Origin of the sequence: Synechococcus sp. H60.2 (assembly GCF_047462315.1) — a bacterium.
GTDB lineage: Bacteria > Cyanobacteriota > Cyanobacteriia > Thermostichales > Thermostichaceae > Thermostichus.
The window spans coordinates 22589-46575 of the sequence record NZ_JANSIZ010000006.1; the positions used below are offsets into that span (position 1 = coordinate 22589).

A 23987-nucleotide genomic window follows, 5' to 3' on the forward strand; every position below is an offset into this window, starting at 1 on the left:
TTAGTGTTAAAATCAAGCTACCACCTCCCTCAAGACAGACTATGGATTGGGACGAGCTCGTGAAAGGTGGCAAAGACGAGTGCCAGTTGACCCTGACGCCGGAAGTGCTGACCAGCGTGGCGGAGTACTTCAAGGTTTTGGCGGAGCCCAGCCGGCTGCAGATCCTGTGTCAGTTGCGCTCGGGGCCCAAGAACGTTACCCAAATCCTAGAGGCCACCGGCATGGGCCAGGCCAACGTTTCCAAACATCTCAAGATCCTGGCGCAGGCAGGGATCGTCAGCCGCGAGCCCAGGGGCGTGAGCGTCTACTACCAAATTGCGGATCCCATCTGTTTTGAGCTGTGCGAGGTGGTGTGCAAGCAGTTAATCAAGCGCCTCAAGCAGCAGGCTCGGCAACTGGAACCCCTGGCGGCCCTTCACTCCGGCAGGCTGAGCCGCGGAGGTTCCTGAGGGCGGGGGCGGCGCAGCAGCAGGGGAAGGCTCAGCAGCCCAAACAGGGCCACAACGGCAGCCATGATCCAGATGAGGAAACGGCTGGGGCGAAAGTCGCCCGCCTCGATTTGCCGCATCACCTGGTTGTAGCGCCAAGCAGAAAGGCCGATCATCAGGATTCCAAAGATCACCAACAGGAGGCCCAAGTTCTGGGCATTCAGGAGGCCGTGCGCCGCGGCGGGCTGCTCAGGGGAGTGGGCGGCTTCAATCTGCCGCAGAAATAAGCTGAAGCGGGCGAGGGCAAAGCCAAAGGCAATGAGAGCCACAGAGGTGCGCAGCCAGGCCAGAAAGGTGCGCTCATTGGCCTGGTGTTCCCGTTGGCGATCTGGGGGCAAGTTCATGGGCTACAGGGATCCCTCAAGGGCTGATTTTAAGACAGCGGGGATCCGGCAAGCTGGCCTTCTCCGGCTGGCGGGGAAAATAAAAGGCGGTGCGTTTACATACTTCCACCAGCATCAGCATCACCGGCACCTCGATCAACACCCCTACGACGGTGGCCAGGGCGGCCCCGGAGTTCAAGCCAAACAACACCACCGCCGTTGCAATGGCCACCTCGAAGTGATTGCTGGCGCCGATTAAAGCCGCCGGAGCAGCATCCTCATAGCACAAGCCCAGTTTCTGGGCTGCCACATAGGTGAGGCCAAAAATAAGGTTGGTCTGCACAAAAAGCGGCACTGCAATCAACAAAATGTGGAAGGGATTTTCCACAATGAGATCCCCTTTGAAAGCAAAAAGCAGCACCAGCGTCACCAGCAAGGCGGCGATGGCAATGGGGCTGAGGTAGCGCAAAAAAGCTTTCTCAAACCATTCCCGGCCCTTGGTTTTAAGAATCCAATAGCGAGAGGCTGCTCCTGCAATTAACGGTAGGCCCACGTAGATGGCCACGGATAGCAAAATGGTTTGCCAGGGCACCGTTAAATCGCTCATGGCCAGCAGCCAGCGGCCCAGCGGCGCGTAGAGGAAAAGCATGGTTAAAGAGTTCACCGCCACCATCACCAGGGTGTGGCCTTGGTTGCCATAGCTGAGATAGCCCCACATCAGCACCATCGCAGTGCAAGGGGCAATGCCCAGCAAAATGGCCCCGGCAATGTAGGAGTTGCTGAGGCTCACTTCTGTACCGCGGATCATTTCCGTGCCGGTTATCCAAGGGGCAAACAGCCACCCCAAGAAAAACTGGGCAATCACCACCATGGTAAAAGGCTTCACCAGCCAGTTCACCCCCAGGGTCAACAGCACCGGTTTGGGCGATTGCAAGGCATGGGCTGCCTGGCCAAAATCAATTTTCACCATGATGGGATACATCATGAAAAACAGGCAGACGGCAATGGGAATGGAGACCTGATAGAGGCTCAGGGCATCCAGCGCCTCTGCCAGGCCCGGAAACCATCGACCCAACAGGATCCCGGCAACAATACACAGAGCCACCCAAAGGGTGAGATAGCGCTCAAAAAAACTCAGGGATCCGCCGCCGGGGAAAGCTTTGGGGTCAGATTCGGTGAGAGCCATGGGAAAAGCCGAAAACTGGGGTTGAGAAAACGCAGGCTGCCGAGTAGCCACCTTCCTAAGGGGCTCTCCTCAGGATACATCAAAAAAACTTGTTCAGTTTACCTCCAACCCAGGCAAAAGCGGGATCCCTTCTGCAGGGGGGTGCTGCGGCAGCCTAGAATGGGGCTGGGATTCGGAGGAGAAACAAGGAGTGATCAGACCCTACTCAGCCCATCTGTTGAACCCAGACTTTCGCCTCAGCCTGGCAGTACTGGTGTTGGCAGTGCCGCTGTTTTGGCTGTCGTTTTGGGCAGGCCTGGGGGTGGGGCTATTTGGCCTGTTCTTGCTGGTGCAAACCTGTCTGATTGGGCTGGCCTTTACTCGCACGGCGCTACAGGTTTACAGCGGCTCCCAGCGCATCCGCGAGTTCCCCTACAGCGAATGGCAGGACTGGCAGATCTTCTGGCCCTCAGTGCCGATTTTATTTTTCTTCCGGGAAAGCCGGAGCATCCATTTTCTGCCCATGCTGTTCAATCCCGTCGAGCTAAGGATGTGCCTGGAAGAGCGGGTGGGCCACCTGCATGCCCGGCAGAAATCCCAGGGATCCCCTTTCCACCCATCAGGCCGATGAGCGGTTCCGGGGGCTGGGTTTGGCAAGAGGCAGGGGAATGGCGTTGGCTGCAGTGTCAACTTCTGGCGGGGTGGCCCCATGCTTTTGGCTGCCGTCAAGCTTCCCCCTATCAGCCAGCCGAGCTGGCCGACCGGTTGCAACTCCCCCCAGAACGAGCTGCATGGGGCCGTCAGGTGCATGGCTGTCGCTGGATCTGGGCGGATGAAGTTCTCTTCCCCCAGGCGGGGGCTTCGGGTTCTCACCTCGGGGAAGGGAGTTTCGCCCGTCCCGAAGCAGATGCTGTGATCGCCCGCCGCCAGTTAGATTCTGCCTGGGTTTGCACCGCCGACTGCGTGCCAATCTTGATAGCTAGCCCTACCTGGGTGGCGGCTGTTCATGCCGGCTGGAGGGGCACGGCTGCTGGCATCTTGCCCAAGGTGCTGCAAGTTTTCCTAAAGGCCGGGATCCCTGCTGACCAGATCTGCATTGCCCTGGGGCCAGCCATCTCCGGGCCAGCCTACCAAGTTTCCCAGGAAGTGGCCGAGCAGGTGCTGCAGGCGCTGCCGTCGGGGGTGGATCGCCGGCCTGCCCTCTGGCCGGATCCGCTGCCGGGTAAGGTGCGCCTGGATCTGCGCTGGATCCACCGCGCCCAGGCCCAAGCCCAAGGGATCCCTTCCAAGCAAATTGCCATCAGTCCTCATTGCACCTTTGCTCAGCCGCAAGATTTCTTTTCCTATCGCCGCGAGGGATCCCGAAAGGAAGAGGTAGGCTGCTATGGTGTGCAGTGGTCGGGGATTGGCCTGCCCAGCGCAGCGTTGGATAAACCCTAGCCGCCACAAGTAGTAGCTATAATTGCCCTCAAAGCTCTACCTTACAGGCGGGGATCCCATGTTTCGCCGTGCTGCCTTTTGGGGATTGTCTTGGATGGCTTTTTCTCTCCCTTTTGCCTTTGTCGGAGAAGCCCATGCCCAGACCTCTCTGACCGGCATCAACCGCGACAGCGTACTGCAACTGAACCTTGGATCGGGACGCCGCCTGGCTCCAAAGCCAGCGAGGGACTCTAACTCCCAGAAAGACCAGGATCCTGCGATTGCCTCAGCGCTGATGTGGGCGGAGTGGCACATCCGCGCCAATGTCTGTACCGGCAACCTATCTACCGAAGAATTGGCAGAGCTATTTCCCTTGGTCAATCAAGAGTTAGTAGATGCTGTTTGTCAAGGGGGAAGTTAGCCAGCTTGCCCAGGCAAGCAGTAAGGTAAAAAGAAAACTCTCAGTCAGGTCGCTACTGCATGGATTTTGAGAAGCTCTTGGAGGAATGGGTGTCAGCCTTCACCCAGGCGGCGGAAGAAAGCCTCGCCGCTTTGGAAACCGCCCTGACGGAGTTGGCGGAACATCTGGCCGCGCCTCTCCAAGAAACCCTGCGGCAGTGGGAAGCGTTCTGGAGTCTGGAGGAGGAGCTGCAGCCCGATCCAGAGCTCGACGAGGAAACGTTCAATTCTGCTGAGGGGGAGTCCTTCAGCGCCAGCCGTTTCTTCGTCAGCCCACTGGGGTTCGGGGGCATAATTGTTTATACTTATGTCGCTTCACCCCCCGGCTGGGTTGGGGATCCCACCTGTCGCTACAATGCCCTTTCTCCGGAGTTGCGCTGTGCGGTTAACCCCTATGGCCCCTGTGAAGGCTGCCCTCACTATGAGCCGCGGGAGCGGATCCCTTCGCGTTAGTCGGCTCGAGAGCTTCCGCCATGCAGGGTAGCCGCCTCATTGTTGCTCTGGATACCGCTTCTTGGGATCAAGCCCTGGAGTGGGTAGATCGCCTGCCGCAGGTGCTGTGGTGGAAGGTGGGCCTGGAGTTGTTCACGGCTGTTGGCCCTCAGATTTTTCAGGCCCTTAAGGGACGGGGCAAGCGCATTTTTCTCGATTTAAAGCTGCACGACATTCCCCACACAGTGGGGCGGGCCGCTCAGGTGGCCGTTGGTTATGGGGTGGATCTGCTCACCGTTCATGCCGCTGGCGGCAGTGCCATGTTGCGGGCAGCAGTGGCCGCCACCCAGGGCAGTTCTTGCCGGCTGTTGGCAGTCACTCTTCTCACCAGCCTTGGTCCCGACCAGGTGCGGCAGGAGTTGGGCGTTGAGCGGGATCCCGGCGACTATGTGTTGCAGTTGGCGCGGCTAGCTCTGGATCAAGGCGTGAGTGGGCTGGTCTGCTCCCCCCAGGAAGTGAGGCGGCTGCGGCAGGCTTTGGGGCCGGAGGTGCTGCTGGTAACCCCAGGGATCCGCTTTGGGGATCCAGAAGCGGGGGACGACCAGCAGCGGGTCTGTACCCCTGCAGAAGCTCTGCGAGCAGGGGCCGATTATTTGGTGGTGGGCCGCCCCATCACGGCGGCTGCGGATCCCGTGGCTGCCTTGTACCGCCTCCAAGCCCTGGAGGATGCTGTTGGATAATTCACGGAGGGTAAAGCTGCGGGCCCTGCACTTTAGTGTGGGGAGGAAAGCGACTCTGGAACTTTAGTGGCCAAAGTGGCGCCTCCCTCGCAAGATACCCCACCGTATACTGTAGGGGGGATAGCTCCTACTCCCATGATGGAGCATGACCCAAGTTCTAACTATCTCCTGCAAGCTCAAGGTGTCTGCGTCGCAAGCTGCAAAGCTGGAGGCGACAGAGGCCTACGGCCCGCTGGCGCGAGCGGGAATGTGTCAACCAACAGCCGCGCAGCAAGAGGGCTACTGTTCCCGTGAGCGGGACGGAGTCCCTAAGCTCCCGACTTCAGTCGGGGGAAGTTTACTCTGTGGACGCGACCATCTGGGGAGAAATAAGCCTTGGGCCACAGATCTGCCAGACGAGGGTGGGGACTGGGTTTATGGCTGGTTTTGAGCTTGGGCAGCCTTGCCCCTGCTTGGGCAAAAGAGGAGATCTGTGCCTCCGACCCGCAAACCTGGGCCGAGGCCCTGGCGGAGCAGTTGCCTTTGTTTCTCAATTTGGCCTTGAGCCGCTCCCGCTCAGACTTCCAGGTAGTGCTGGTGGGCCAGCCAGAGGTGGAACTTCTCTCTGCCGAGGAGCTGGCCCAGCTTCTGCCGGATAGCCCAGCCGCCTCGGCTTCCCAAAGCTTTCGCTTGTATTTCACCACGCTGGAGCGCCGCTTGGTTCTGCCCCAGCAGCCCGAGCAGGAGGACAACCCCCTGGCCGGTCGGCGCAGCGAAACCCTGCAGCTGGCCTATGAAGCTTATGTGCTGCGGGCTGCACCTGGGGATCCCTGGCAGGTGGTGCGCCTGCAAGTTACCGGCGCCGGTGTTCCCATCCGCGACGTCACCGAAGGACTGACCGCCCAAGCCATTCGTCGCTGGCAGCAGGCTGGGTGTCCCTTGACGGGCGATCTAGAGTTGACTAGGCCTACCCTATGAAGTTTCCCCCTGCCATGCCTCCGCGGGGCAAAAGGCTGTCTCGTTCCTCTTTTCCTCAACTAAGCCTGTCCAGGGCAGGCAAACGTCGGCACCAACGCCCAGACGGACTTAGTTGGATGGGCCACTGGCTGCTGTGGGGAGGGATGGGGTTGCTGCTGGGGCAACGTCTCCGCTCCTTAGGAGAGCTGGCCCATCTGCCGTGGTGGCGCGCTTGGCCCATCAGCAGCCCTCAGGGATCCCTGCCCCCTGTCCAGGCGGAACTCCCTCTCTACCACTCAATTGTGAACGGGCTACTGCCCTGGCTGGTTGAGGGAACCGGGATCCCCCCCGAAGGGATCCTGCGAGCTGTCTCGGCCCTGGCCTGCCTGGCCGTGCTGCTGCTGTGCTGGAGCTGGGGCAATTTCTGGAGTGCTGGCCTATGGGGACTCAGCCCCTGGGTGCTGACCCAGGGGTTGGAGCCGGGCGACGAGATCTTGGCCAGCCTGGTCTTGTTGGTCAGCAGCGGTGCTGGGCCGGGATCCCGCCTGCGCTGGGGCGGTTTGGCGCTGGCCTGTGCCCTGAGCTACAAAGTTTGGCCCTTGGCCCTGCTCTGGGGGACGCTATGGACTAGCCAACATTGGCCGCGGCAGCGGTTGCAAGGGCTACTCTGGCTGCTGCTGGTGATTGGCCTCTCCTGGTTGGTGCGGGTTGAGCTGCCCGCCAATCCCTTCACCGGGACGGAGCGCTTTCCTACGGCGACGGTGTCCTATTCGCTCACTAGCCAAAGCGGCCTGGCTGTTCTGGCCACCTTAATGTTGCCCCTGGGGCTGGCCTTGGTGCGGCTGGGTTGGCCCTGGGCGGAACGCCAACAAACCCTGCTCAGCTTGGCTGGTTTGGGCCATGTCCTGTGGATGGGGGTGCTGGCGGTGTGGCTTTGGGAGCCACAGATGAACCTGTTGCAGCAAAGCGCCCGTTGGGGCCTGGTGGCCCTGCCCTTTTTGTGCCTGAGTGCCGGCGGCGTCTTGGCGGAGATCCCCTGCCGGAGTTGGCGGCGAGTTCTGGGATCCCTGCTCTTGGCCAGCTCGTTCTTGTTATCGTGGCAAGCGTTGGCCTAAGTTCTTCTCCTGCCTTGAAGCTCCCGATGCGGCCCCTCTCAGAGACCCTGTTTGCCCGGCGGGCTCAGGCCGTGATCCCGCCTCCTTTTGGCGCGGAGATCCCTGGGGCCGTGCCGGTAGTAACCAGTTTTACCTTTGGCCTGGCGGATCCGCGGTTGTTTCCCAAGGCCGACCTGGCGCGGGCGACAGCGGAGGTGTTGGCGGAAGAGGGAGATGCTGCCCTCAATTACGGCGGCACTTTTGCCGGGCTGATCGAGGTGGTGCAGCAGTTGATGCGGGCCAGAGGGGTGGAGGCGCAGCCGGAAAACCTCTTGATCGGCTATGGCTCTGGGCAAATCCTTGGCCTCTTGCCCCAGGTCTTTGTGGAGCCGGGGGATATGGTGATCGTGGAGGGGCCCACCTTCATGGGCGCGGTCAGCCGTTTTGCGGCGGCAGGGGCGCGTCTGATCTCGATCCCCGTGGATGGGGAGGGCATGGTGGTGGATTGCCTGGAAGAGGTGTTGCGCGAGCTAGCCCGCCAAGGGATCCGGCCCCGCTTTATCTACACCATTCCCACCTTTCACAATCCCAGGGGCTGCACCCTCTCTTGGCCGCGGCGGCAGAAGCTGGTGCAATTGGCGGCTGAATACGGCGTGGTGGTGGTGGAGGACGAGGCCTACTACGACCTACGCTTTGTCGGGGATCCCTTGCCCAGTTTGGCCGCGCTGGATGAAGAGGGCTGGGTTCTGCACGTGGGCACCTTTTCCAAGATTGTGGTGCCGGGGGTGCGGGTGGGCTGGGCCTGTGGCCATCCCGAGATCATCCGCCGCTTGGAGATGTTTCGTAGCGAGGGATCCCTGGGACCTTTTTTGGGCCGGGTGGTGGCCCGCTACTGCGGGGAAGGCCGCCTAGAGAGCCACATTCAGCTTTTGATCCGCCGTTACCGAGAAAAGTGCCACCTGATGTTGGAGGCCATCGCTCAATGTTTTCCCCCTGAAGTTAAGGTGGAGGCCCCTGGGGGTGGATTCTTTATCTGGTGCGAGCTGCCCCCTCCCCTGAGTGCCGACGCCTTGCTGCAGGCCACCCGGGCGCTAGGGGTAACTTTCTTGCCGGGTACCCACTGCTTTGCCGATGGCCAAGGGGATCACGCCTTGCGCCTCGCCTTCAGCTACCAACCGGAAGAGCGCATCCTCAGCGGCATCCAGATCGTCGGAGAGCAACTGTACAAACTCATGGGCCAACGATGAACACAGGAAAAAGAAGCTGCTAGGGCAGCCGCAAAGCAGCTCTTAACCTCTGGGTATTAGTAGGTTGGTCGCTCCAAATTGCGCTGAAACTGTTTGCTCTGATCCCCAGCTCCTTTTTTCCTTCGGGAGAGAAGTTGGGGTGAGGGGAAAGTAAGAGGAATCCAGACAAGTCATTTCGCCGCTCTTCCGAGTAGCCATATTTGAATGGATGCAGCAGCGCTGCAAGCTCTTTGCTGTGCCGGCAGAGGAACTCTTAAAAACCTGCCACTTGCCGTCTGGGACGTCGCCCCAGCACGTTAAGGATGAAAACTCCCGCCACAGCCAAACAGAGGAGCAGCACCAACGGATTATACACTATAGACGAGACCAGAATAGTCGTCCCTGTTAAAACCAAGGCTATGAAAAAGGTGACCACTCTCGTCATGAATCGCCCAAGGCCACTTAGAAAAGGAAAGATGCTAAGCATTGTATGAAGGGGGGTAAAGAAAGAGTCGGCCCCGATCCACATCATCAAGAATCCCACAAAGCGCAGGATCCAAGTCAGGGCAGTGTGTTCTGCAGCAAGCCGCTCAATGGCTGCAAATCGATCGCTTGCAAATAGCCGATAAAATCGAACGTTGCGCGGCCCCAGATAGCTCTCTAGGCTATTGGGGCTGGCCAAACGCCCAAAGACGGTTGCCTGAGTTCCGCTGTACAAGGCAGTGTACGAAGTTCTCATATCGCCGATTTGTGGATTGGCCAGGGTTCCCCGCCCCTTGAAAACATAAGAGCCTTCCACTCTAGCTTGGATCCCCGGGATCAATGTTTGGGGATCCAGAGGAACAGCGGAGGGAGTTTCGATCTGCAAATCTTGCATCCCAATTCGGTAATTCCCAATTTGAGCCTGGCTGACTCGAAAGAGTTGGCTGGAAAAAGGCATCGGTGGGTTGACGTGCTCACTGCTGCGATAAAACCGGCTTGAATCTTCAGGGTTTTCTGTCCAGACTTTGGTGTAAGTATAGATTGTCTCTCTGACTTCCGATCCACCAAACTCCTCTTGAGTGCGAGTTTCTTTCTCCTCTTCCCAAGCATACATTTCTGCCTTGCGGCTGACGGCAATATAGGGCCCCGGCCGCAGGAAGAGATGATCACCCAAAAGCTCGTTACTGGTCATTGGGCCTGTGAGCGATACTAATCTTCCAAGAGGTGCAGAGGGCGAGCCCAATGGACTGATTTCAATGGCCCCAGTTGCCACTTGGGCAAGGTTGACCCGCCCCTCATTCCAAAACAAAAGCCAGAACGATCCCAAAAATAAAATCAATCCAACAAACACCGATACAAAAGAACTGGGCAGCCGCGAGCCGAATCCGACCCGCTCTACTTGTCTATAACGCTCAGCCATAGCCCCGCCCCGACCGACAACTTCGGTCTAGCACAGCCTCTTCTATTTGTCCATGAAACCTAGTCGTTCTAGAGAATCCAAGGCAAATCTTTAGCTTTTTCCATGCTTATGCCTATTCCAGAAGCAAATTACAATTCATACAGGTTAAGGGAACCCTATTTTTCGGCTAAGAATTGATTAAGAAATCCCTTCCCTCACCGCTTTGACCACGCGCCGGAAAAATTGCCCCACGCCCTTCACCAGATTGGGTGCCGATTCTGGGCGAGGTGGGATCTCTGCCATGAGGGTGTAGTAGTCATCCAAAAGGTTGTGCTCTTCGGAGGAAACGGTATTGTCGGCCATCATCAGGTTGCCGATTGCCCCCAAAAGTTGCAGGCGCTCGGTTTCGGTGGCCTGGGCCAGATAATCGGCCATCCAGCGCTCCGTTTGCGCCATCGGGATGGGCTCTTGGATCAGCTCTCGCAGCTCGGTATCGTGCTCCAAATCATAGCGGCGCAGCAGGGATCCCAGATAGGCCAATTCCTGCGGTTCTAGGTGCCCATCGGCCCAAGCGGAGCCGGCCACAATTTTGAGGATGAGCCGATGTTGGGTTGTCGGGTTCATGGCGGGATCTCTTGTCGCTGGAGGTGCTGCTGGCGGTCGGGGTTCTGGGGCTCTAAGCAGACTTGGAAGGGGCTGACCAGAGGCAGTCTTACTCAGCGAGGCCGCAGGCCCACGCTAGCCAGGCGGCATCCTCTTCTGGCAGGCTGGCCTGGTGCAGGGCGTAAACCTGGCGGTGATACTCATCAAGCCAGGCCCGTTGCGCCTTGTCTAGCAGATTCCAGTCAATCAAGCGCCTATCAAAGGGGATCCAAGTTAGGGAGCGAAAGCCCATCCAGCCCTCCGGCTCTGGAAGGGCAACCACTTCATAGAGGTTTTCCAAGCGAATTCCGCCCCAGCCCGGCTGGTAGTAGCCCGGCTCGATGCTGGTGATCATACCCACCTTGAAGGGGGTGGTGGCGCGGCGGTGGATCCCGTTGGGCCCCTCGTGGACGTTCAAGAAGGCGCCAACGCCGTGGCCGGTGCCGTGGCCATAGTCCAGCCCTGCCTGCCAGAGGCTGGAGCGGGCAATGCCATCCAAGGAGACCCCGTAGGTATCCGGGGGGAAGATCTGGCGGGCGCACTGGATGTGGGCTTTCAGCACCTCGGTGTAGCGCCGCTGGCACAAGGGATCCGCCGGTTCCGAGCCAATCCAGAGGGTGCGGGTAGCGTCGGTAGTGCCCCCCAGGTAGTGGGATCCCGAATCCAACAAAAACAACTCGCCTGGCTGCAGGAACTTCTGAGGATCCGGGGTGCCGTAGTGGACAATGGAGCTGTTAGCGCCGGCCCCGGCAATGGTGTTAAAGCTCAGGCCCACCCAATCCCCTTCCTCGCGGTAGTGGGCTGCCATGGTGGCCGCCACATCGGCTTCGCTGATGGGGATCCCCGCTTGAATTTGCCGGTCAATCCAAGCCAGGGTGCGGATCTTGGCCCGGCTGGCCTTGCGGTTAGCTAGGTGCATCTGCTCCAGCTCAGTGGGGTTTTTCACCGCCTTGAGGGCCTCCACAGGGTGATCCAGCTCGCGACAGGGGATCCCTTGCAGCAGCTCTTGCGTGCCCTGAGTGGTTTGCTTGGGATCCAATCCCACCGGCCCGTAGCCCTTGGCCCACTGGGGCAGCTGTTCCGGGTAGGCCTCGTAAGGCCAGAGCTCGACCTCGGCTTCCACCAGCATTTGCCGAGCCGAGGGCGTGAGGCGCTCCAGGTCAGTAAACAGGGCAACCCTCTCCAGGGCGACCAGCGCGTAGGCGCGGAACACTGGGTTGTAGGGGATGTCAGAGCCGCGCAGGTTAAACAGCCAAGCTACCTGGTCCAACTTGGTTAGGGGCAACAATCCCACCCGCTTGCGACGCATCTCCTGGCGCACCTGGGCCAGCTTGTCGCTGGCAGTAGCACCGCAGAGCTGGGCAGGGACAGGATAGATGGGTTGCTCCAAAAGGGCTTGGCTAGCTTCCTTGGCCAGCTTGTCCAGCGGGTTTTCGCTAACCGGCAGCAGCAGCACTCCTCCGGCTTGGGCGTGGGTCTGCAACTGGCGGTAGGTGGCCACTGATACCGTGAAGGGATCCACTCCTAGGCGAAAGCCGGATCCCAGCTCTTCTACGATCTCCATCAGGCTGGGCTGCTCCGGCAGGCCGCCTTTAATTACGGTAAACAGGTTGGGATCCACTTCCCGCTCCGCCTGCTCGTGGTAGCGGGGATCCACCCACAGCCAGGCCCTGTCCCGGCTAATCAGAGCATCCCCCACCGAGCCGGTAAAGCCTGTAATCCACTGCCGCCGCTTGCGGTATTCCAGCAAATACTCATTGAGGTGCTCATCGGCGGAGGGCACCCAAAACCCATCCAGATTGTGTTCCTGCAAAAGCTGGCGCAACTGCTGCAAACGGGCGGCAATATCCAAGCGGGGCAGGGTTTGGAGCATGGCAGGGACAAGAGGGAGATCTGGGCCGATGGCCTTAGAGACCAATATAGTTCTCCTTACCCTGGGAAAGCAGACGGAACATAGAGGAAGCGGCTACTGGGGCCGCTGCTCAACTCCAAAGTAGGAGCCAAGGGCTTCCGCGCCGCGTTTTTCAGCGATCGGGTGCCACCCTTGCTGCACTGCTTTTCCCAACTGGCACCGAAACGGCTGGCTACCTCGTTATTGAACGCCGTCGCGAACGCACCGCTCTAACTCCCCTCTCCCTCCGGGAGAGGGGTCGGGGGTGAGGGCTGGGATTCCGGAAAGCCAGCCTCTCGCCAAGCGCGGATGCCGCCATCCATGGAGATCACGCGGCGGTAGCCCATTTTCTGCAGGTTGTCGGCTGCTAGCGCCGAGCGAAAGCCGCCACCACAGTAGAGGACAATCTCGGCTTCTTTATCTGGAATCACCTTCTCGATATCCCGCTCGATGATGCCTTTGCTTAAGTGAATGGCGCCAACAATGTGGCCGGCCTGCCACTCCGACTCTTCCCGCACGTCGACTAGGTAGAAGGGATCCCCTTGCAGTTGTTTTTGCCTCACCTGTTCAACGGTGAGCTCTTGGATGCGGCTTTTGGCCTCGTTAACCAAAGCCAGGAAAGCAGGAGAGTGGTGGGATGCCATGCACACCTCGCAGAGAACCCAGCTCCCAGGATAAACCCAGGCCCAATCGCGTTGGGCAACACTAAACCTTCAGCAAGCTAAACTAAAGGCAGATTTGCCGCCGGAGGCCCCCAGTTTGAGCTCTCGATCCACCTCTTGGCTTTGGCCCCTAGTTTTGGCCCTGAGCGGGGGGATCCCTTTCCCTGCCAAGCTGCCGGCCCAAGCTGCCCCCGTCCGCCTAGAAAGCGGGATCCAACGGCAAGTCTCTAGCCCGCCGCCAGCCTCGCTCGTAGAGTGGCTGCAAAAGCAGATAGACGCTGCCAACCGCCGCGACTTGCCAGGGGTGGTGGCTGGCTACAGCCCCAACTTCCGCCACCGGGACGGCCTGGATCGACAAGAGGTGGAGGAAGCTATCCGCCAGCTGTGGGAGGCTCATCCCCAATTGACCTACTCAGCTCAAATTGTCTCTTGGCGGCAGGTGGGCCCCGAGATCGTGGCCGAGATCGCCAGCCAAGTGCAGGGATCCCAAGCTTCAGCGCGGGGGGAGTTTCAGGTCAAGGCTTCCGCCCTGGTGCGCAACCGCTACCGCCCGGATGTGGCCAATCCAGGACAACTGCTGCTCGTAGACCAAGAAGTCCTGCGGGAGTCTAGCACCCTCATCTCCGGCTCGGCACCCCCCACCGTCACCTTCGAGTTGCCCGAGGCGGTCAAGCCGGGATCCACCTACTCCCTGCAGGCCATTGTGGCAGAACCCCTCACCCAGTCCTTGCTGTTGGGCGCGGTCGATGAGCAACCCGTCGCTGCAGGCGGCTACTTGGATCTCACTTCGTTTGCCCTTGAACCTCTGCAGGCAGGCGGGCTCTTTCTGCAGGCAGATGCCCCCCCAGAACCGGGCGCTCAGTGGATCTCGGTGATGCTGGTTAACCAAAGTGGCCTTGTTGTCGAGAGCCGGCGCCTTACCATTCAACCCTGAGGGAGCCGACGTCTCTCAAGGGAGCCTTGTAGGACATATCGACTCCAAGCCCCTGCGGTCGTCGAAAACCTACAAAAAACTATCCGCTCTCTCCCACCGCCTAGGAGATAACAGGCGATCCAGGAGAGAGCGGCCTAGCGGGCCTTCAACTGGAACCTGACTGCCGGGAGGAACTCCAAGCGAGCCAGAACGCGAAGACTCCTCAGCAAGCTAAGGATCTGAGTTCAGGCCGTTAGAGAACAGCCCCGGCGCACAGCCGGCTGAACCCAACTTGACGACCCTTACAACTACTACTATCTGGCATCCGCAGGAACCTCCCTTACTCAACGACATCCTGAGGCTAGCACAAATCTTTACCAAGGTGGCGGGCCGGATCCCTTCTCCCCAAGAGGGCTCCAACAAGGGGGATCTCAGGAGACACCGCTGAGGAGAGAGCAACAGCGTAGGATAGAAGGACGCCCTTTAGCCTGCTCAAATTGCCGTGGACTACAAAAGTACCCTCAACCTGCCGCAAACTCAGTTTCCCATGCGGGCGGAGGCCGCCAAGAGGGAGCCCGCCATCCAAGCCTTTTGGCAGGAAGAACAGATCTATCAGCGTCTGTCGGAAACCAATCCCGGGGATCCCTTTGTGTTGCACGATGGGCCGCCCTATGCCAATGGCGACATCCACATGGGCACCACCCTCAACAAGATTCTCAAAGACATTGTGAACAAGTACCACATTCTGCGGGGGCGCAAGGTGCGCTATGTGCCCGGCTGGGATTGCCACGGCCTGCCCATTGAGCTAAAGGTACTGCAAAGCCTCTCCCCCCAGGAGCGGGAAAGCCTTACCCCCCTGCAACTGCGGCAAAAGGCCAGAGAGTACGCCCTGCACTACGTCAACGTGCAGCGGGCCAGCTTTCAGCGGCTGGGGGTATGGGGGGATTGGGATCGGCCCTACCTGACCCTCTCGCCGGAGTACGAGGCAGCCCAGATCGAGGTGTTTGGCCAGATGGCCCTCAAAGGCTACATCTACCGCGGCCTCAAGCCCGTCCACTGGAGCCCCAGCTCGCAGACGGCCCTGGCGGAAGCAGAGCTGGAATATCCCGACAACCACGTCTCCCCCAGCATCTACGTGGCTTTTCCTCTGCAGAGCCTCAGCCCGGCGGCGCAGCCGGTTTTGGAGCCTTTTCTGCCGGGCTTGCGGGTGGCCATCTGGACCACTACCCCGTGGACGATCCCGGCCAACCTGGCCCTCTGTTTCAACCCCAAGCTCACCTATGCGGTGGTGGAGTCTCCCCGCTTCGGCCTGCTGTTGATTGCTGCCGATCTGCGGCAGCGGCTGGAGAAAGTTCTGGAGACCCCCTTAGAGGTCAAGGCCACGCTGCCGGGATCCGCCTTAGAATACTGCCAGGGACGCCACCCCCTCTTTGACCGTGCCAGTCTCTGTGTTTTGGGGGACTACGTCACCACTGAGTCCGGCACCGGCATTGTCCACACGGCGCCAGGCCACGGGGAAGACGACTTCAAAACCGGCCAAAAGTACGGCCTGCCCATCCTCAGCCCTGTGGACGAGCAGGGGAGATTCACCGCCGAGGCTGGATCCCAGTTTGTCGGGCTGGATGTGCTCTCCAAAAAGCCGGAGACCAGCGGCAACCTTGCCGTGATCAAAGCCTTGCAGGCTGCCGGCGCCCTGCTCAAGGAAGAACCCTACAACCACAAATATCCCTACGACTGGCGCACCAAGGAGCCGACCATCTTCCGGGCCACGGAGCAGTGGTTTGCGTCTGTAGCCGGCTTCCGAGAGCTGGCCCTGCAGGCCATCAAAACCGTAAAGTGGATCCCGCCGGAAGGGGAAAACCGCATCACCGCCATGGTGAAGGAGCGCTCCGACTGGTGTATCTCCCGCCAGCGGGCCTGGGGTGTGCCCATCCCTGTTTTCTACGACGAAGAGACGGGCGAGGTTCTGCTCACGGCTGAGACCCTCGAGCACATCAAAGCCATCTTTGCCCAGGAGGGATCCGACGCCTGGTGGAAGCGGCCGGTGGAAGAGCTGTTGCCGGAGCAGTACCGCCGCAATGGCCGCACCTACCGCAAGGGCACAGACACCATGGATGTCTGGTTTGACTCTGGCTCCTCCTGGGCGGCGGTGGCCAAGGCCCAGGGGCTGGGCTACCCGGTGGATCTCTACCTGGAAGGTTCCGACCAGCACCGGGGTTGGTTCCAGTCCAGCTTACTGACTTCCGTGGCCGTCAACGGCTGTGCCCCCTACAAAGCGGTGCTCACCCACGGCTTTGTGCTGGACGAAAAGGGCCAGAAGATGAGCAAGTCTTTGGGCAACGTCATCGACCCAATGGTGCTCATCAACGGCGGCAGCAACCCCCAGACGGATCCCGCCTATGGCGCCGATGTGCTGCGGCTGTGGGTCTCCAGTGTGGACTACTCTGGGGATGTGCCGATAGGCAAGACCATCCTCGGGCAGATGGCGGACATATACCGCAAGATCCGCAACACGGCCCGCTTTCTGCTGAGCAACCTTTATGATTTCAACCCAGCTCAGGATGCCGTTCCCTTTGCAGCATTGACGGAGTTGGATCGCTACATCTTGCACCGCCTAAAGGAGGTGGGAGAGGAAATCACTGAATCTTTTGAAAGCTACCAGTTCTACCGCTTTTTCCAGGCGGTTCAGAACTTCTGCGTGGTGGATCTCTCCAACTTCTACTTGGATATTGGCAAGGATCGCCTCTACATCAGCCACGCCCGCAGCCGGCGGCGGCGGCAATGTCAGACGGTGCTGTCGCTGTTGCTGGAGAACTTGGCCAAAGCCATCGCCCCCGTACTCTCCCACCTCGCAGAAGAGATCTGGAGCTACCTTCCCTACCCCAAGCCTACCCGCTCGGTGTTTGAAGGGGGCTGGATGCAGCTGCCAGAGCAGTGGCGGGATCCCCAGTTGGCGGCCACTTGGGAAAAGCTGCGGGCGGTGCGGCAGGAGGTGAACAAAGCCCTAGAGCAAGCCCGCACCGACAAGCTCATCGGCGCTTCCACCGAGGCCAAACTGATCTTGAAGGTGACGGATCCCCATCTGTACTCCCTCTTGGAAGAGCGGGCGGCAGAGCTGCGCTACTTGTTCATCACTTCCCAAGTCGAGCTGGTCAAGGCTGACCCTGCAGAGGAAGACCTGCAGGTTGTCGTTCAGCCGGCGGATGGGAAAAAATGCGTGCGCTGCTGGAACTATTCCACCCGCGTGGGGGAGTTTGCCGAACACCCAGAGCTGTGCGAGCGCTGTGTGGCAGCCCTGGCTGGCGAATTTTGAGCGTCGGATGGATTTCGGATGTTGGGGAAATGACTGGAGGAGCTCTCCCTGGGGGAATTGCTGGCTTAGGTTGGGTTGGCCTTCAGGATCCCGGCATCGGCTTCCTCCCGCTCCAGGTCGCGGAAGAGGGGGGTGCTGAGGTAGCGCTCGCCAAAGCTGGGCTGGATCATCACAATCAGCTTGCCGGCGTTTTCCGGTCGCCGCCCCACTTGGATAGCTGCGGCCAGGGCCGCGCCTGTAGAAATGCCGGAGAGGATCCCTTCTTCTTTGGCCAAGCGGCGGCTGTAGACCATGCTCTCTTCGTCGTCTACTGCAATCACCTCATCCAGCAAGTCGCGCCGCAACACATCGGGCACAAACCCTGCCCCAATGCCCTCGATGCGATGGAAGCCGGGCCGCCCCCCACTTAAGACTGCACTTGCCTTGGGCTCGACGGCCACCAGCCGAATCGAGGGTTTTTTGCTTTTGAGAAACCCGCCCGCCCCTGTGATGGTGCCGCCGGTGCCCACCCCCGCCACCAGGATATCCACTTGACCATCGGTGTCCTCCCAAATCTCGGGCCCGGTGGTGCGGGCGTGGATTTGCGGGTTGGCAGGATTGGTAAATTGGCCCAGCATGTAGGCGTTGGGGGTGCGGCGCACAATCTCTTCCGCCTTCCAGATAGCCTCCCCCATGCCGCCGGCGCTGCTGGCCAGATGTACCTCTGCTCCGTAGGCTTTCAACAGCAGCCGCCGCTCCAGGCTCATGCTCTCGGGCATGGTGATGATTAGCCGATAGCCCTTGGCTGCTGCCGCCATAGCCAGGCCGATGCCGGTGTTGCCGGAGGTGGGCTCCACCAAGATGGTCTTGCCAGGAGTGATCAAGCCGGCTTGCTCCGCTGCCTCGATCATGCTGACGGCAATGCGGTCTTTTACCGATGCCGCCGGGTTAAAGCTCTCCAGTTTCACCACAATCTCCCCCAGGCAGCCTTCTGCCTGGGGGATCCGGTTCAGCCGCACCAGGGGTGTGCGGCCGATGAGTTGGGTGATGTTATCGGCAATCCTCATAGGCAACAACAAGCCAATTCAAGGCCACCTCGAGAAGCTGGGCCTTTGTCCGATGCTAACCCTACCAAGGGATCCCTGGCCGCTGTCGGCCACCTGAGGAGGTGGCTGGGGCAACCGGCCACTTTGGGAAAAGGATGATTTAGAGTGGGAGTGCACCGAAAGGACTCGTCTTCTATGCACCTGAGTGAAATCACTCACCCCAACCAGCTCCGCAACCTAAACCTCGGCCAGTTGCGCAGCCTAGCCCGCCAGATCCGCGAAAAGCACTTGCAAACGGCTGCCAACTCCCCAGTCGGCTGTCACCTGGGGCCGGGGCTGGGAGTGGTGGAGCTGACCTTGGCCCTTTACAAAACCCTGGACCTGGATCGCGACAAGGTGATCTGGGATGTGGGGCACCAGGCCTATGCCCACAAGATGCTTACTGGCCGCTACCACAACTTCCACACCATCCGCCAGAAGGGGGGGATCTCTGGCTACCTCAAGCGCAGCGAGAGCCGCTTCGACCACTTCGGGGCCGGCCACGCCTCTACAAGCATCTCGGCAGCCCTGGGCATGGCCATTGCCCGCGACCGGCGGGGAGAAAACTTCAAGGTGGTGGCCATTATCGGCGATGGCGCCCTGACAGGGGGCATGGCCTATGAAGCCATCAACCACGCCGGGCACCTGCCCAAGACTAACCTGATGGTGATCCTCAACGACAACGGCATGTCCATCTCCCCCAACGTGGGGGCGCTCCCGCGCTATCTAAACCGCCTACGCCTCAGCCCGCCGGTGCAGTTTTTGACCGACAGCCTGGAGGAGCAACTCAAGAATCTGCCTCTGGTTGGCTCCAGCCTCAGCCCGGAAATTGACCGCATGAAGGAAACGGTGAAGCTGGTTACCGCCGTGCAGAACAATAAGGCCGGCATTATCTTCGAGGAGCTGGGCTTCACCTATGTGGGGCCGGTGGACGGTCACAACCTGGCAGAATTGTTGGATGCCTTTGAGTTGGCCCACGGCATCTCTGGGCCGGTGCTGGTGCATGTGGCCACGGTGAAAGGCAAAGGCTACCCGCCAGCGGAAGCGGAGCAGGTGGGGTATCATGCCCAATCCCGCTTTGACCTGGCCACCGGCAAGCCCTACCCGCCCAGCAAGCCCAAGCCCCCCAGCTACAGCAAGGTCTTTGGCCATGCCCTTTGCAAGCTGGCGGAGCGGGATCCCCGTATCATCGGCATTACGGCGGCCATGGACACTGGCACCGGCCTAGACAAACTCAAGGAAAAGCTGCCGGATCAGTTTATAGATGTGGGGATTGCCGAGCAGCACGCTGTTACATTGGCTGCCGGTATGGCCTGCGAGGGGATGCGGCCGGTGGTGGCCATTTACTCCACCTTCCTGCAGCGGGCCTACGACCAGATCATCCACGATGTCTGCATCCAAAAGTTGCCGGTCTTTTTCTGCTTGGATCGAGCGGGGGTGGTGGGAGCTGACGGCCCAACCCACCAGGGCATGTACGACATTGCCTATCTGCGCTGCATCCCCGAAATGGTGCTGATGGCCCCCAAAGACGAAGCGGAGCTGCAGCGCATGGTGGTGACCGGGATCCAGTACACCCAAGGCCCCATTGCCATGCGCTACCCGCGTGGCTCCGGCGTGGGGGTGCCCCTGGCAGAGGAAGGGTGGGAGCCCATTCCTATCGGCAAAGCCGAGGTGCTGCGCAGCGGCGGCGAGGTGCTGATCCTGGCCTATGGGTCGATGGTGCATCCCAGTTTGCAGGCGGCGGAGATTTTGAAGGAACACGGTATCTCCACCACTGTGGTCAACGCCCGCTTCGCCAAGCCTCTGGATACCGAGCTGATCCTGCCCCTGGCCCAACAGAGCCGCCTGGTGGTGACAGTAGAAGAGGGCTGCCTCATAGGCGGGTTTGGCTCGGCAGTGGGGGAAGCCCTTCTGGATGCCGATATCCGGGTGCCTTTGTTGCGCCTGGGGGTGCCGGATGTGTGGGTGGAGCACGCCACTCCTGAGGAGTCCTTGGCGGATCTGGGCTTGAACAGCGCTGGGATTGCCGAGCGGATCCGGGCCAAGGTTGAGGCCCTTCAAAGGGCCTCACAGGCTCAAGCTATTCTGGGCAGCTCCTAAGCCTACTCTTTCCCAAGGCCCATCTGCCGGTTGAACTGCTCGACGGCAGCTTGCTGCAGAGCCTCGGCAACGGGGCGGCTGCGCAGGAGAACTTGCACATCCCGCAGCAGCTTCTCCCGCCACAGGTTCTCCCGCAGCACTTCTAGCCGGGCATAGCTGGGATCCAGGCGCATGGCCTTTGCCCCCAGCTCCTCGGCTCGTCCGGTTTCTCCCCGAATGTAGAGAGCGGTCGCCAAGGCCAAGTAGGGCTCTGCCACAGAGTCGTTCATCTCTATCGTGCGTTCCCAGCGCTCGATAGCAGCGTCGAGATCTCCCTGCTCGTAGTCCACCAAGCCGATGTTGTTCATGGCCGGCCAATAGGCGGGATCCAACTCCAGGGTCTTCTCATATTCCCGCCGGGCGGGATCCCACTGATCCAGCATTAGATAAGCATTGCCCAGTTGGAAGCGGGCGTTGGGGTTATCCGGTTGCAGGGTGACCGCCCGCTCCAGGGCCTCGGCGGCGGCAAAGTAGCTGCCCTGCCGCAAGTAAGCCGCTCCCAGCGAGTAGAGAATATCGGCGTCGTCAGGAGCCAGGGCGCGGGCCTTCTGCAGCGCTTGCACCGCCTGGGCGTAGTCTCCCCGCTCCAGGTGGACGTTGCCCAAAACATAGAGCAGCTCGGAGGAGTTGGGCACCATGGCCACCGCCAGTTGCAAGCGGCGCAGCGCCTCTTCTGTCTGGCCAAACTGGGCCAGCCGCAGCGAGTCAGTGGCCAGTTGCAGGGCCTGGGCCCGCATCAACTCCCCATTGGGCAGGGGAAGGTGCAGCAATACTTGGGCTTGAGCGGGATCCCCTCTCCCTACCCCCAACACCATGGCAAAGCCCAGCGGCAAGGTTAGCAAAAACCGGACAGGTAGCCGGAATACCAGTGGCGGCATGACACCCACGCAAAAACAGGTCATGCCCATGTTAGCTGCAGCAACCGGGGATCCTTCCTGCCAGGGCTGGTTCCAACCAGATGCATGTTTGCGCCGGCGGCGCGGAGCACCATCTCTAACTCCCCTCTCCCTTTGGGAGAGGGGCCGGGGGTGAGGACCGTCCCTTTGGGAGAGGGGGCGGGGGTGAGGGCAGCGATTCAAACTAGAGGCGTCGCCACCGCCGCCCGGACTGGGCTAGCAGGTCTTCGGCAGCCTTGGGCCCCCAGGTACCCGCCTCATAGGTGTACAGCGGCGGTGCGGCAGTGCCGCCCTTGTCATGGCCAGGCGGCGCCTCCCAGGCCGATAACACTGGTGTCACCACCCGCCAGGCGGCTTCCACCTCGTCGGCGCGGGTAAATAGGGTGGGATCCCCCAGCAGGCAGTCCAACAGCAGGCGCTCGTAGGCATCCGGGGTGCTCGACCCAAAGGCAGTTCCATAGCGAAAATCCATTTCCACCGAGCGGGTGCGGATCTCCGGCCCCGGCATCTTGGCCTCAAAGCGCAGGGAGATGCCCTCGTTGGGCTGGATGCGCAGCACCAGGATGTTGGGGCTCACCTCCCGGGCTGCCGAAGGAAAAAGAGAGAGCGGCACCTGCTTAAAGTAGATGGCCACCTCGGAGACCTTCTTGGCCAAGCGTTTGCCGGTGCGCAGGTAAAAGGGCACTCCCTGCCACCGCCAAGTGTCGCATTCCAATTTCAGGGCCACGTAAGTGGGGGTTTGCGAGTTGGGGTTGACATTGGGCTCTTGGCGATAGCCTGGCACCGGCTTGCCGGCAATCCAGCCGGGGCCGTACTGGGCTCGCACCGCTGCCGCGGCTACATTGCGCAGATCCGCCAGGCGGGTGGCCTGCAGCACCTTGGTCTTTTCGTTGCGTACCCCGTCGCCGCGTAATGAGACAGGTGGCTCCATAGCAGTGAGGCAGTAGATCTGCATCAGGTGGTTCTGCACCATGTCCCGCAGAGCACCGGCAGCGTCGTAGTAGCCAGCCCGATCCTCCACCCCCACCGTTTCCGCCACAGTAATCTGCACATGGTCGATGTAGTTGCGGTTCCAGAGGGGCTCAAAGATGGTGTTGGCAAAGCGGAAGACTAGCAGGTTTTGCACCGTCTCCTTGCCCAGGTAGTGGTCGATGCGGTAGACCTGCTCTTCCTGGCAAATCCGCTGCACGATGCGGTTCAGCTCCTGGGCCGAGGTGAGGTCGTGGCCAAAGGGCTTTTCAATCACCACCCGCGTTTTGGCCGGGTCAGCCAACATCCCGGCTGCCCCCAACTGTTGGATGGCCTGGGCGTAGAAGTCCGGCGCCACCGCCAGGTAAAATACCCGGTTGCCGCGGGTGGCCCGCTCCTCATCCAGTTGGCCGAGGAATTGCTTGAGACGCAGGTAGCCCTCGGCATCGCCAAGATCAAGGCGACAGTAGAACAGGCGGCGGGCAAAGTCTTGCCAGAGGGCTTCTGGCCCCAGATCTTGGGGGGCAAATTCTTCCAGGGCCGCCCGCATTTTGTCGCGATAGATCTCGTGGCTCCAGTCGCGCCGGGCCACCCCCACCAAGGTAAACTCCGGCGGCAGCCGTCGCTGCACAAACAGCCGGTAGTAGGCCGGGATCAGCTTGCGGGCCGCCAGATCCCCGGAAGCGCCAAACTGTACCAGGATACAGGGATCCGGAACGCGCTCTTGGTTGAGGCCAACGCGCAGGGGGTTTTCAGCCAGGGTCACCATAGAGTCAGCTCGGCTTGCGTGGGCGGGGTCAGGGAAGAGGGGCTAGGAGGTCAGCGAAGGCAGCGCAACACTTCTTCCACATTCTCGCGGCTGCCGATAATCAAAGGCACCCGTTGGTGCAGGGATTGGGGCACGATGTCTAGGATGGCCTCGCTGCCGGTGGTGGCTACGCCCCCCGCCTGCTCAACTAAAAACGCCAGCGGGTTGGCCTCGTACATCAGCCGCAGCTTGCCCTCTGGTTTTTTCTGGGTGCCCGGATAGAGGTACACCCCGCCCTGGAGAAGGATGCGGTGAAAATCCGCCACCAGAGCGCCGCTGTAGCGGGAGGTGTAGCCATCGTGGCGGTGGACGTAGCGGACGTAGTTCTGGATCCCTTCGCTCCACTGGCAGAAGTAGCCCTCGTTAAGGCTGTAGACGGAGCCGCGTTCGGGAATGCGAATATCGCTCTTGGAGAGGATGAACTCGCCCAAGCTGGGATCCAACGTAAAACTGTGTACCCCCTTGCCGACGGAATAGACCAGTTGGGTGCTGGGGCCGTAGAGGATGTAGCCGGCGGCCAGTTGGCGACGGCCCGGCTGCAGGAGATCTTGGTTGTCTGCTTCCGGACGATCCTCAAGGGGGTGCAGAACGGAGAAGATAGAGCCGACGCTGAGGTTGGCGTCAATGTTGGAAGATCCATCCAAGGGATCGATCACCAGGGCCAAGCGGCTGAGGGAGCAGTTTTCCGGCAGGCGAGCTGGGGTTTTCATCTCTTCTGACACCAGCCGACACACCAGGCCCGTCTGCTCCAAGGCGCGGATGAAGGCCCGGTTGGCATAGTCGTCCATCTGTTGCTGTTCTTCCCCTTGGACATTGACGCTGCCGGTCACCCCCAACGTTCCTTCGATCAGCCCTGCCTGGCTGAGGCGACGGGCAATCATCTTGCCGGCCAGGGCGATGCGGTTCATCAGGGCGCTGAAGTCCTGGGCCTCGGCAGTAAAGCTGCCAAACTGCTGCAAGACATGGCGGGAGAGGGTGAGCACATCCCGCGCCATCTCCCGTTCGGCGCTGCTGGGCACGGCGGCGG

Annotated in this window: 22 protein-coding genes; 12 read left to right on the top strand and 10 right to left on the bottom strand. The window is 60.5% G+C overall.

The features are described from left to right. The first annotated feature begins 41 nt into the window (after positions 1 to 41). Positions 42 to 449: an ArsR/SmtB family transcription factor gene (locus NW845_RS01720; protein ID WP_414364764.1), complete on the top strand. Its 408-nt coding sequence runs from the start codon at positions 42 to 44 to the stop codon at positions 447 to 449. On the opposite strand, the gene NW845_RS01725 is transcribed toward NW845_RS01720, so the two are convergent. Both NW845_RS01725 and arsB read right to left on the bottom strand, forming a co-directional pair. Continuing rightward, positions 416 to 832, bottom strand: a complete 417-nt coding sequence (locus NW845_RS01725; RefSeq protein ID WP_414370311.1) for a YidH family protein — start codon at positions 830 to 832, stop codon at positions 416 to 418. The two genes, NW845_RS01720 and NW845_RS01725, sit on opposite strands and share 34 nt — an antisense overlap. Before the next feature lie 16 nt (positions 833 to 848). Further along, positions 849 to 2048 (bottom strand): ACR3 family arsenite efflux transporter, encoded by a 1200-nt coding sequence (arsB, locus tag NW845_RS01730; RefSeq protein WP_414376533.1) that lies wholly within the window; start codon positions 2046 to 2048, stop codon positions 849 to 851. A gap of 139 nt (positions 2049 to 2187) precedes the next feature. On the opposite strand from arsB, the gene NW845_RS01735 reads away from it, so the two are divergent. The 8 genes from NW845_RS01735 to NW845_RS01770 all read left to right on the top strand — a co-directional run bounded on the left by NW845_RS01735 (position 2188) and on the right by NW845_RS01770 (position 8303). Then, complete coding sequence (locus NW845_RS01735; RefSeq protein ID WP_414364759.1) at positions 2188 to 2607, top strand: DUF3119 family protein; 420 nt, start codon at positions 2188 to 2190, stop codon at positions 2605 to 2607. Continuing rightward, complete coding sequence (gene pgeF, locus NW845_RS01740; RefSeq protein WP_414364758.1) at positions 2604 to 3416, top strand: peptidoglycan editing factor PgeF; 813 nt, start codon at positions 2604 to 2606, stop codon at positions 3414 to 3416. The genes NW845_RS01735 and pgeF overlap by 4 nt, the downstream gene beginning before the upstream one ends. 94 nt (positions 3417 to 3510) lie before the next feature. After that, positions 3511 to 3816: a hypothetical protein gene (locus NW845_RS01745; RefSeq protein ID WP_414376535.1), complete on the top strand. Its 306-nt coding sequence runs from the start codon at positions 3511 to 3513 to the stop codon at positions 3814 to 3816. A gap of 89 nt (positions 3817 to 3905) precedes the next feature. After that, a complete protein-coding gene (locus tag NW845_RS01750; protein ID WP_414376537.1) occupies positions 3906 to 4307 on the top strand; it encodes a DUF6464 family protein in 402 nt (133 codons plus the stop codon). Between the two features lie 20 nt (positions 4308 to 4327). Continuing rightward, positions 4328 to 5026 (top strand): orotidine-5'-phosphate decarboxylase, encoded by a 699-nt coding sequence (gene pyrF / locus NW845_RS01755; protein WP_414376539.1) that lies wholly within the window; start codon positions 4328 to 4330, stop codon positions 5024 to 5026. A gap of 432 nt (positions 5027 to 5458) precedes the next feature. Next, positions 5459 to 5983: a hypothetical protein gene (locus NW845_RS01760; RefSeq protein WP_414376540.1), complete on the top strand. Its 525-nt coding sequence runs from the start codon at positions 5459 to 5461 to the stop codon at positions 5981 to 5983. 116 nt (positions 5984 to 6099) lie between these two features. Continuing rightward, on the top strand, positions 6100 to 7077 hold the full coding sequence (locus tag NW845_RS01765; RefSeq protein WP_414376542.1) for a hypothetical protein: 978 nt from the start codon (positions 6100 to 6102) through the stop codon (positions 7075 to 7077). A 26-nt stretch (positions 7078 to 7103) separates the two neighbouring features. Beyond that, a complete protein-coding gene (locus NW845_RS01770) occupies positions 7104 to 8303 on the top strand; it encodes a PLP-dependent aminotransferase family protein (RefSeq protein WP_414376544.1) in 1200 nt (399 codons plus the stop codon). A gap of 253 nt (positions 8304 to 8556) precedes the next feature. On the opposite strand, the gene NW845_RS01775 is transcribed toward NW845_RS01770, so the two are convergent. From NW845_RS01775 to NW845_RS01790, 4 genes are all read right to left on the bottom strand, one after another. Continuing rightward, positions 8557 to 9684 (bottom strand): TMEM43 family protein, encoded by a 1128-nt coding sequence (locus NW845_RS01775; protein WP_414376545.1) that lies wholly within the window; start codon positions 9682 to 9684, stop codon positions 8557 to 8559. A gap of 177 nt (positions 9685 to 9861) precedes the next feature. Beyond that, a complete protein-coding gene (locus NW845_RS01780) occupies positions 9862 to 10287 on the bottom strand; it encodes a TerB family tellurite resistance protein (RefSeq protein ID WP_414364748.1) in 426 nt (141 codons plus the stop codon). Between the two features lie 88 nt (positions 10288 to 10375). Then, complete coding sequence (locus NW845_RS01785; protein WP_414376547.1) at positions 10376 to 12223, bottom strand: aminopeptidase P family protein; 1848 nt, start codon at positions 12221 to 12223, stop codon at positions 10376 to 10378. A 203-nt stretch (positions 12224 to 12426) separates the two neighbouring features. Then, complete coding sequence (locus tag NW845_RS01790) at positions 12427 to 12840, bottom strand: rhodanese-like domain-containing protein (RefSeq protein ID WP_414366866.1); 414 nt, start codon at positions 12838 to 12840, stop codon at positions 12427 to 12429. 115 nt (positions 12841 to 12955) lie between these two features. On the opposite strand from NW845_RS01790, the gene NW845_RS01795 reads away from it, so the two are divergent. Beyond that, entirely contained in the window at positions 12956 to 13792 is an 837-nt protein-coding gene (locus NW845_RS01795) for a hypothetical protein (protein ID WP_414376549.1), read from the top strand. Positions 13793 to 14318: 526 nt separating this feature from the next. Further along, entirely contained in the window at positions 14319 to 17084 is a 2766-nt protein-coding gene (ileS, locus tag NW845_RS01800; protein WP_414376572.1) for an isoleucine--tRNA ligase, read from the top strand. 65 nt (positions 17085 to 17149) lie between these two features. On the opposite strand, the gene cysK is transcribed toward ileS, so the two are convergent. Continuing rightward, positions 17150 to 18130 (bottom strand): cysteine synthase A, encoded by a 981-nt coding sequence (gene cysK, locus NW845_RS01805; protein WP_414376551.1) that lies wholly within the window; start codon positions 18128 to 18130, stop codon positions 17150 to 17152. A 174-nt stretch (positions 18131 to 18304) separates the two neighbouring features. Between cysK and dxs the strand changes: the two genes are divergently transcribed. After that, positions 18305 to 20248 carry a 1-deoxy-D-xylulose-5-phosphate synthase gene (dxs, locus tag NW845_RS01810; RefSeq protein ID WP_414376553.1) on the top strand — a complete coding sequence of 648 codons (1944 nt, stop codon included), beginning with the start codon at positions 18305 to 18307 and terminating at the stop codon, positions 20246 to 20248. A gap of 2 nt (positions 20249 to 20250) precedes the next feature. Here the strand turns inward: dxs and NW845_RS01815 are convergent, their stop codons facing one another. The 3 genes from NW845_RS01815 to fbp all read right to left on the bottom strand — a co-directional run bounded on the left by NW845_RS01815 (position 20251) and on the right by fbp (position 23955). Beyond that, a complete protein-coding gene (locus NW845_RS01815) occupies positions 20251 to 21165 on the bottom strand; it encodes a tetratricopeptide repeat protein (protein WP_414376555.1) in 915 nt (304 codons plus the stop codon). A 202-nt stretch (positions 21166 to 21367) separates the two neighbouring features. Next, the gene (gene zwf, locus NW845_RS01820; protein WP_414376557.1) at positions 21368 to 22921 is read right to left on the bottom strand and encodes a glucose-6-phosphate dehydrogenase; all 1554 of its coding nucleotides are present in this window, start codon (positions 22919 to 22921) and stop codon (positions 21368 to 21370) included. A gap of 50 nt (positions 22922 to 22971) precedes the next feature. Beyond that, positions 22972 to 23955: a class 1 fructose-bisphosphatase gene (gene fbp, locus NW845_RS01825; RefSeq protein WP_414335561.1), complete on the bottom strand. Its 984-nt coding sequence runs from the start codon at positions 23953 to 23955 to the stop codon at positions 22972 to 22974. Positions 23956 to 23987: the final 32 nt, after the last annotated feature.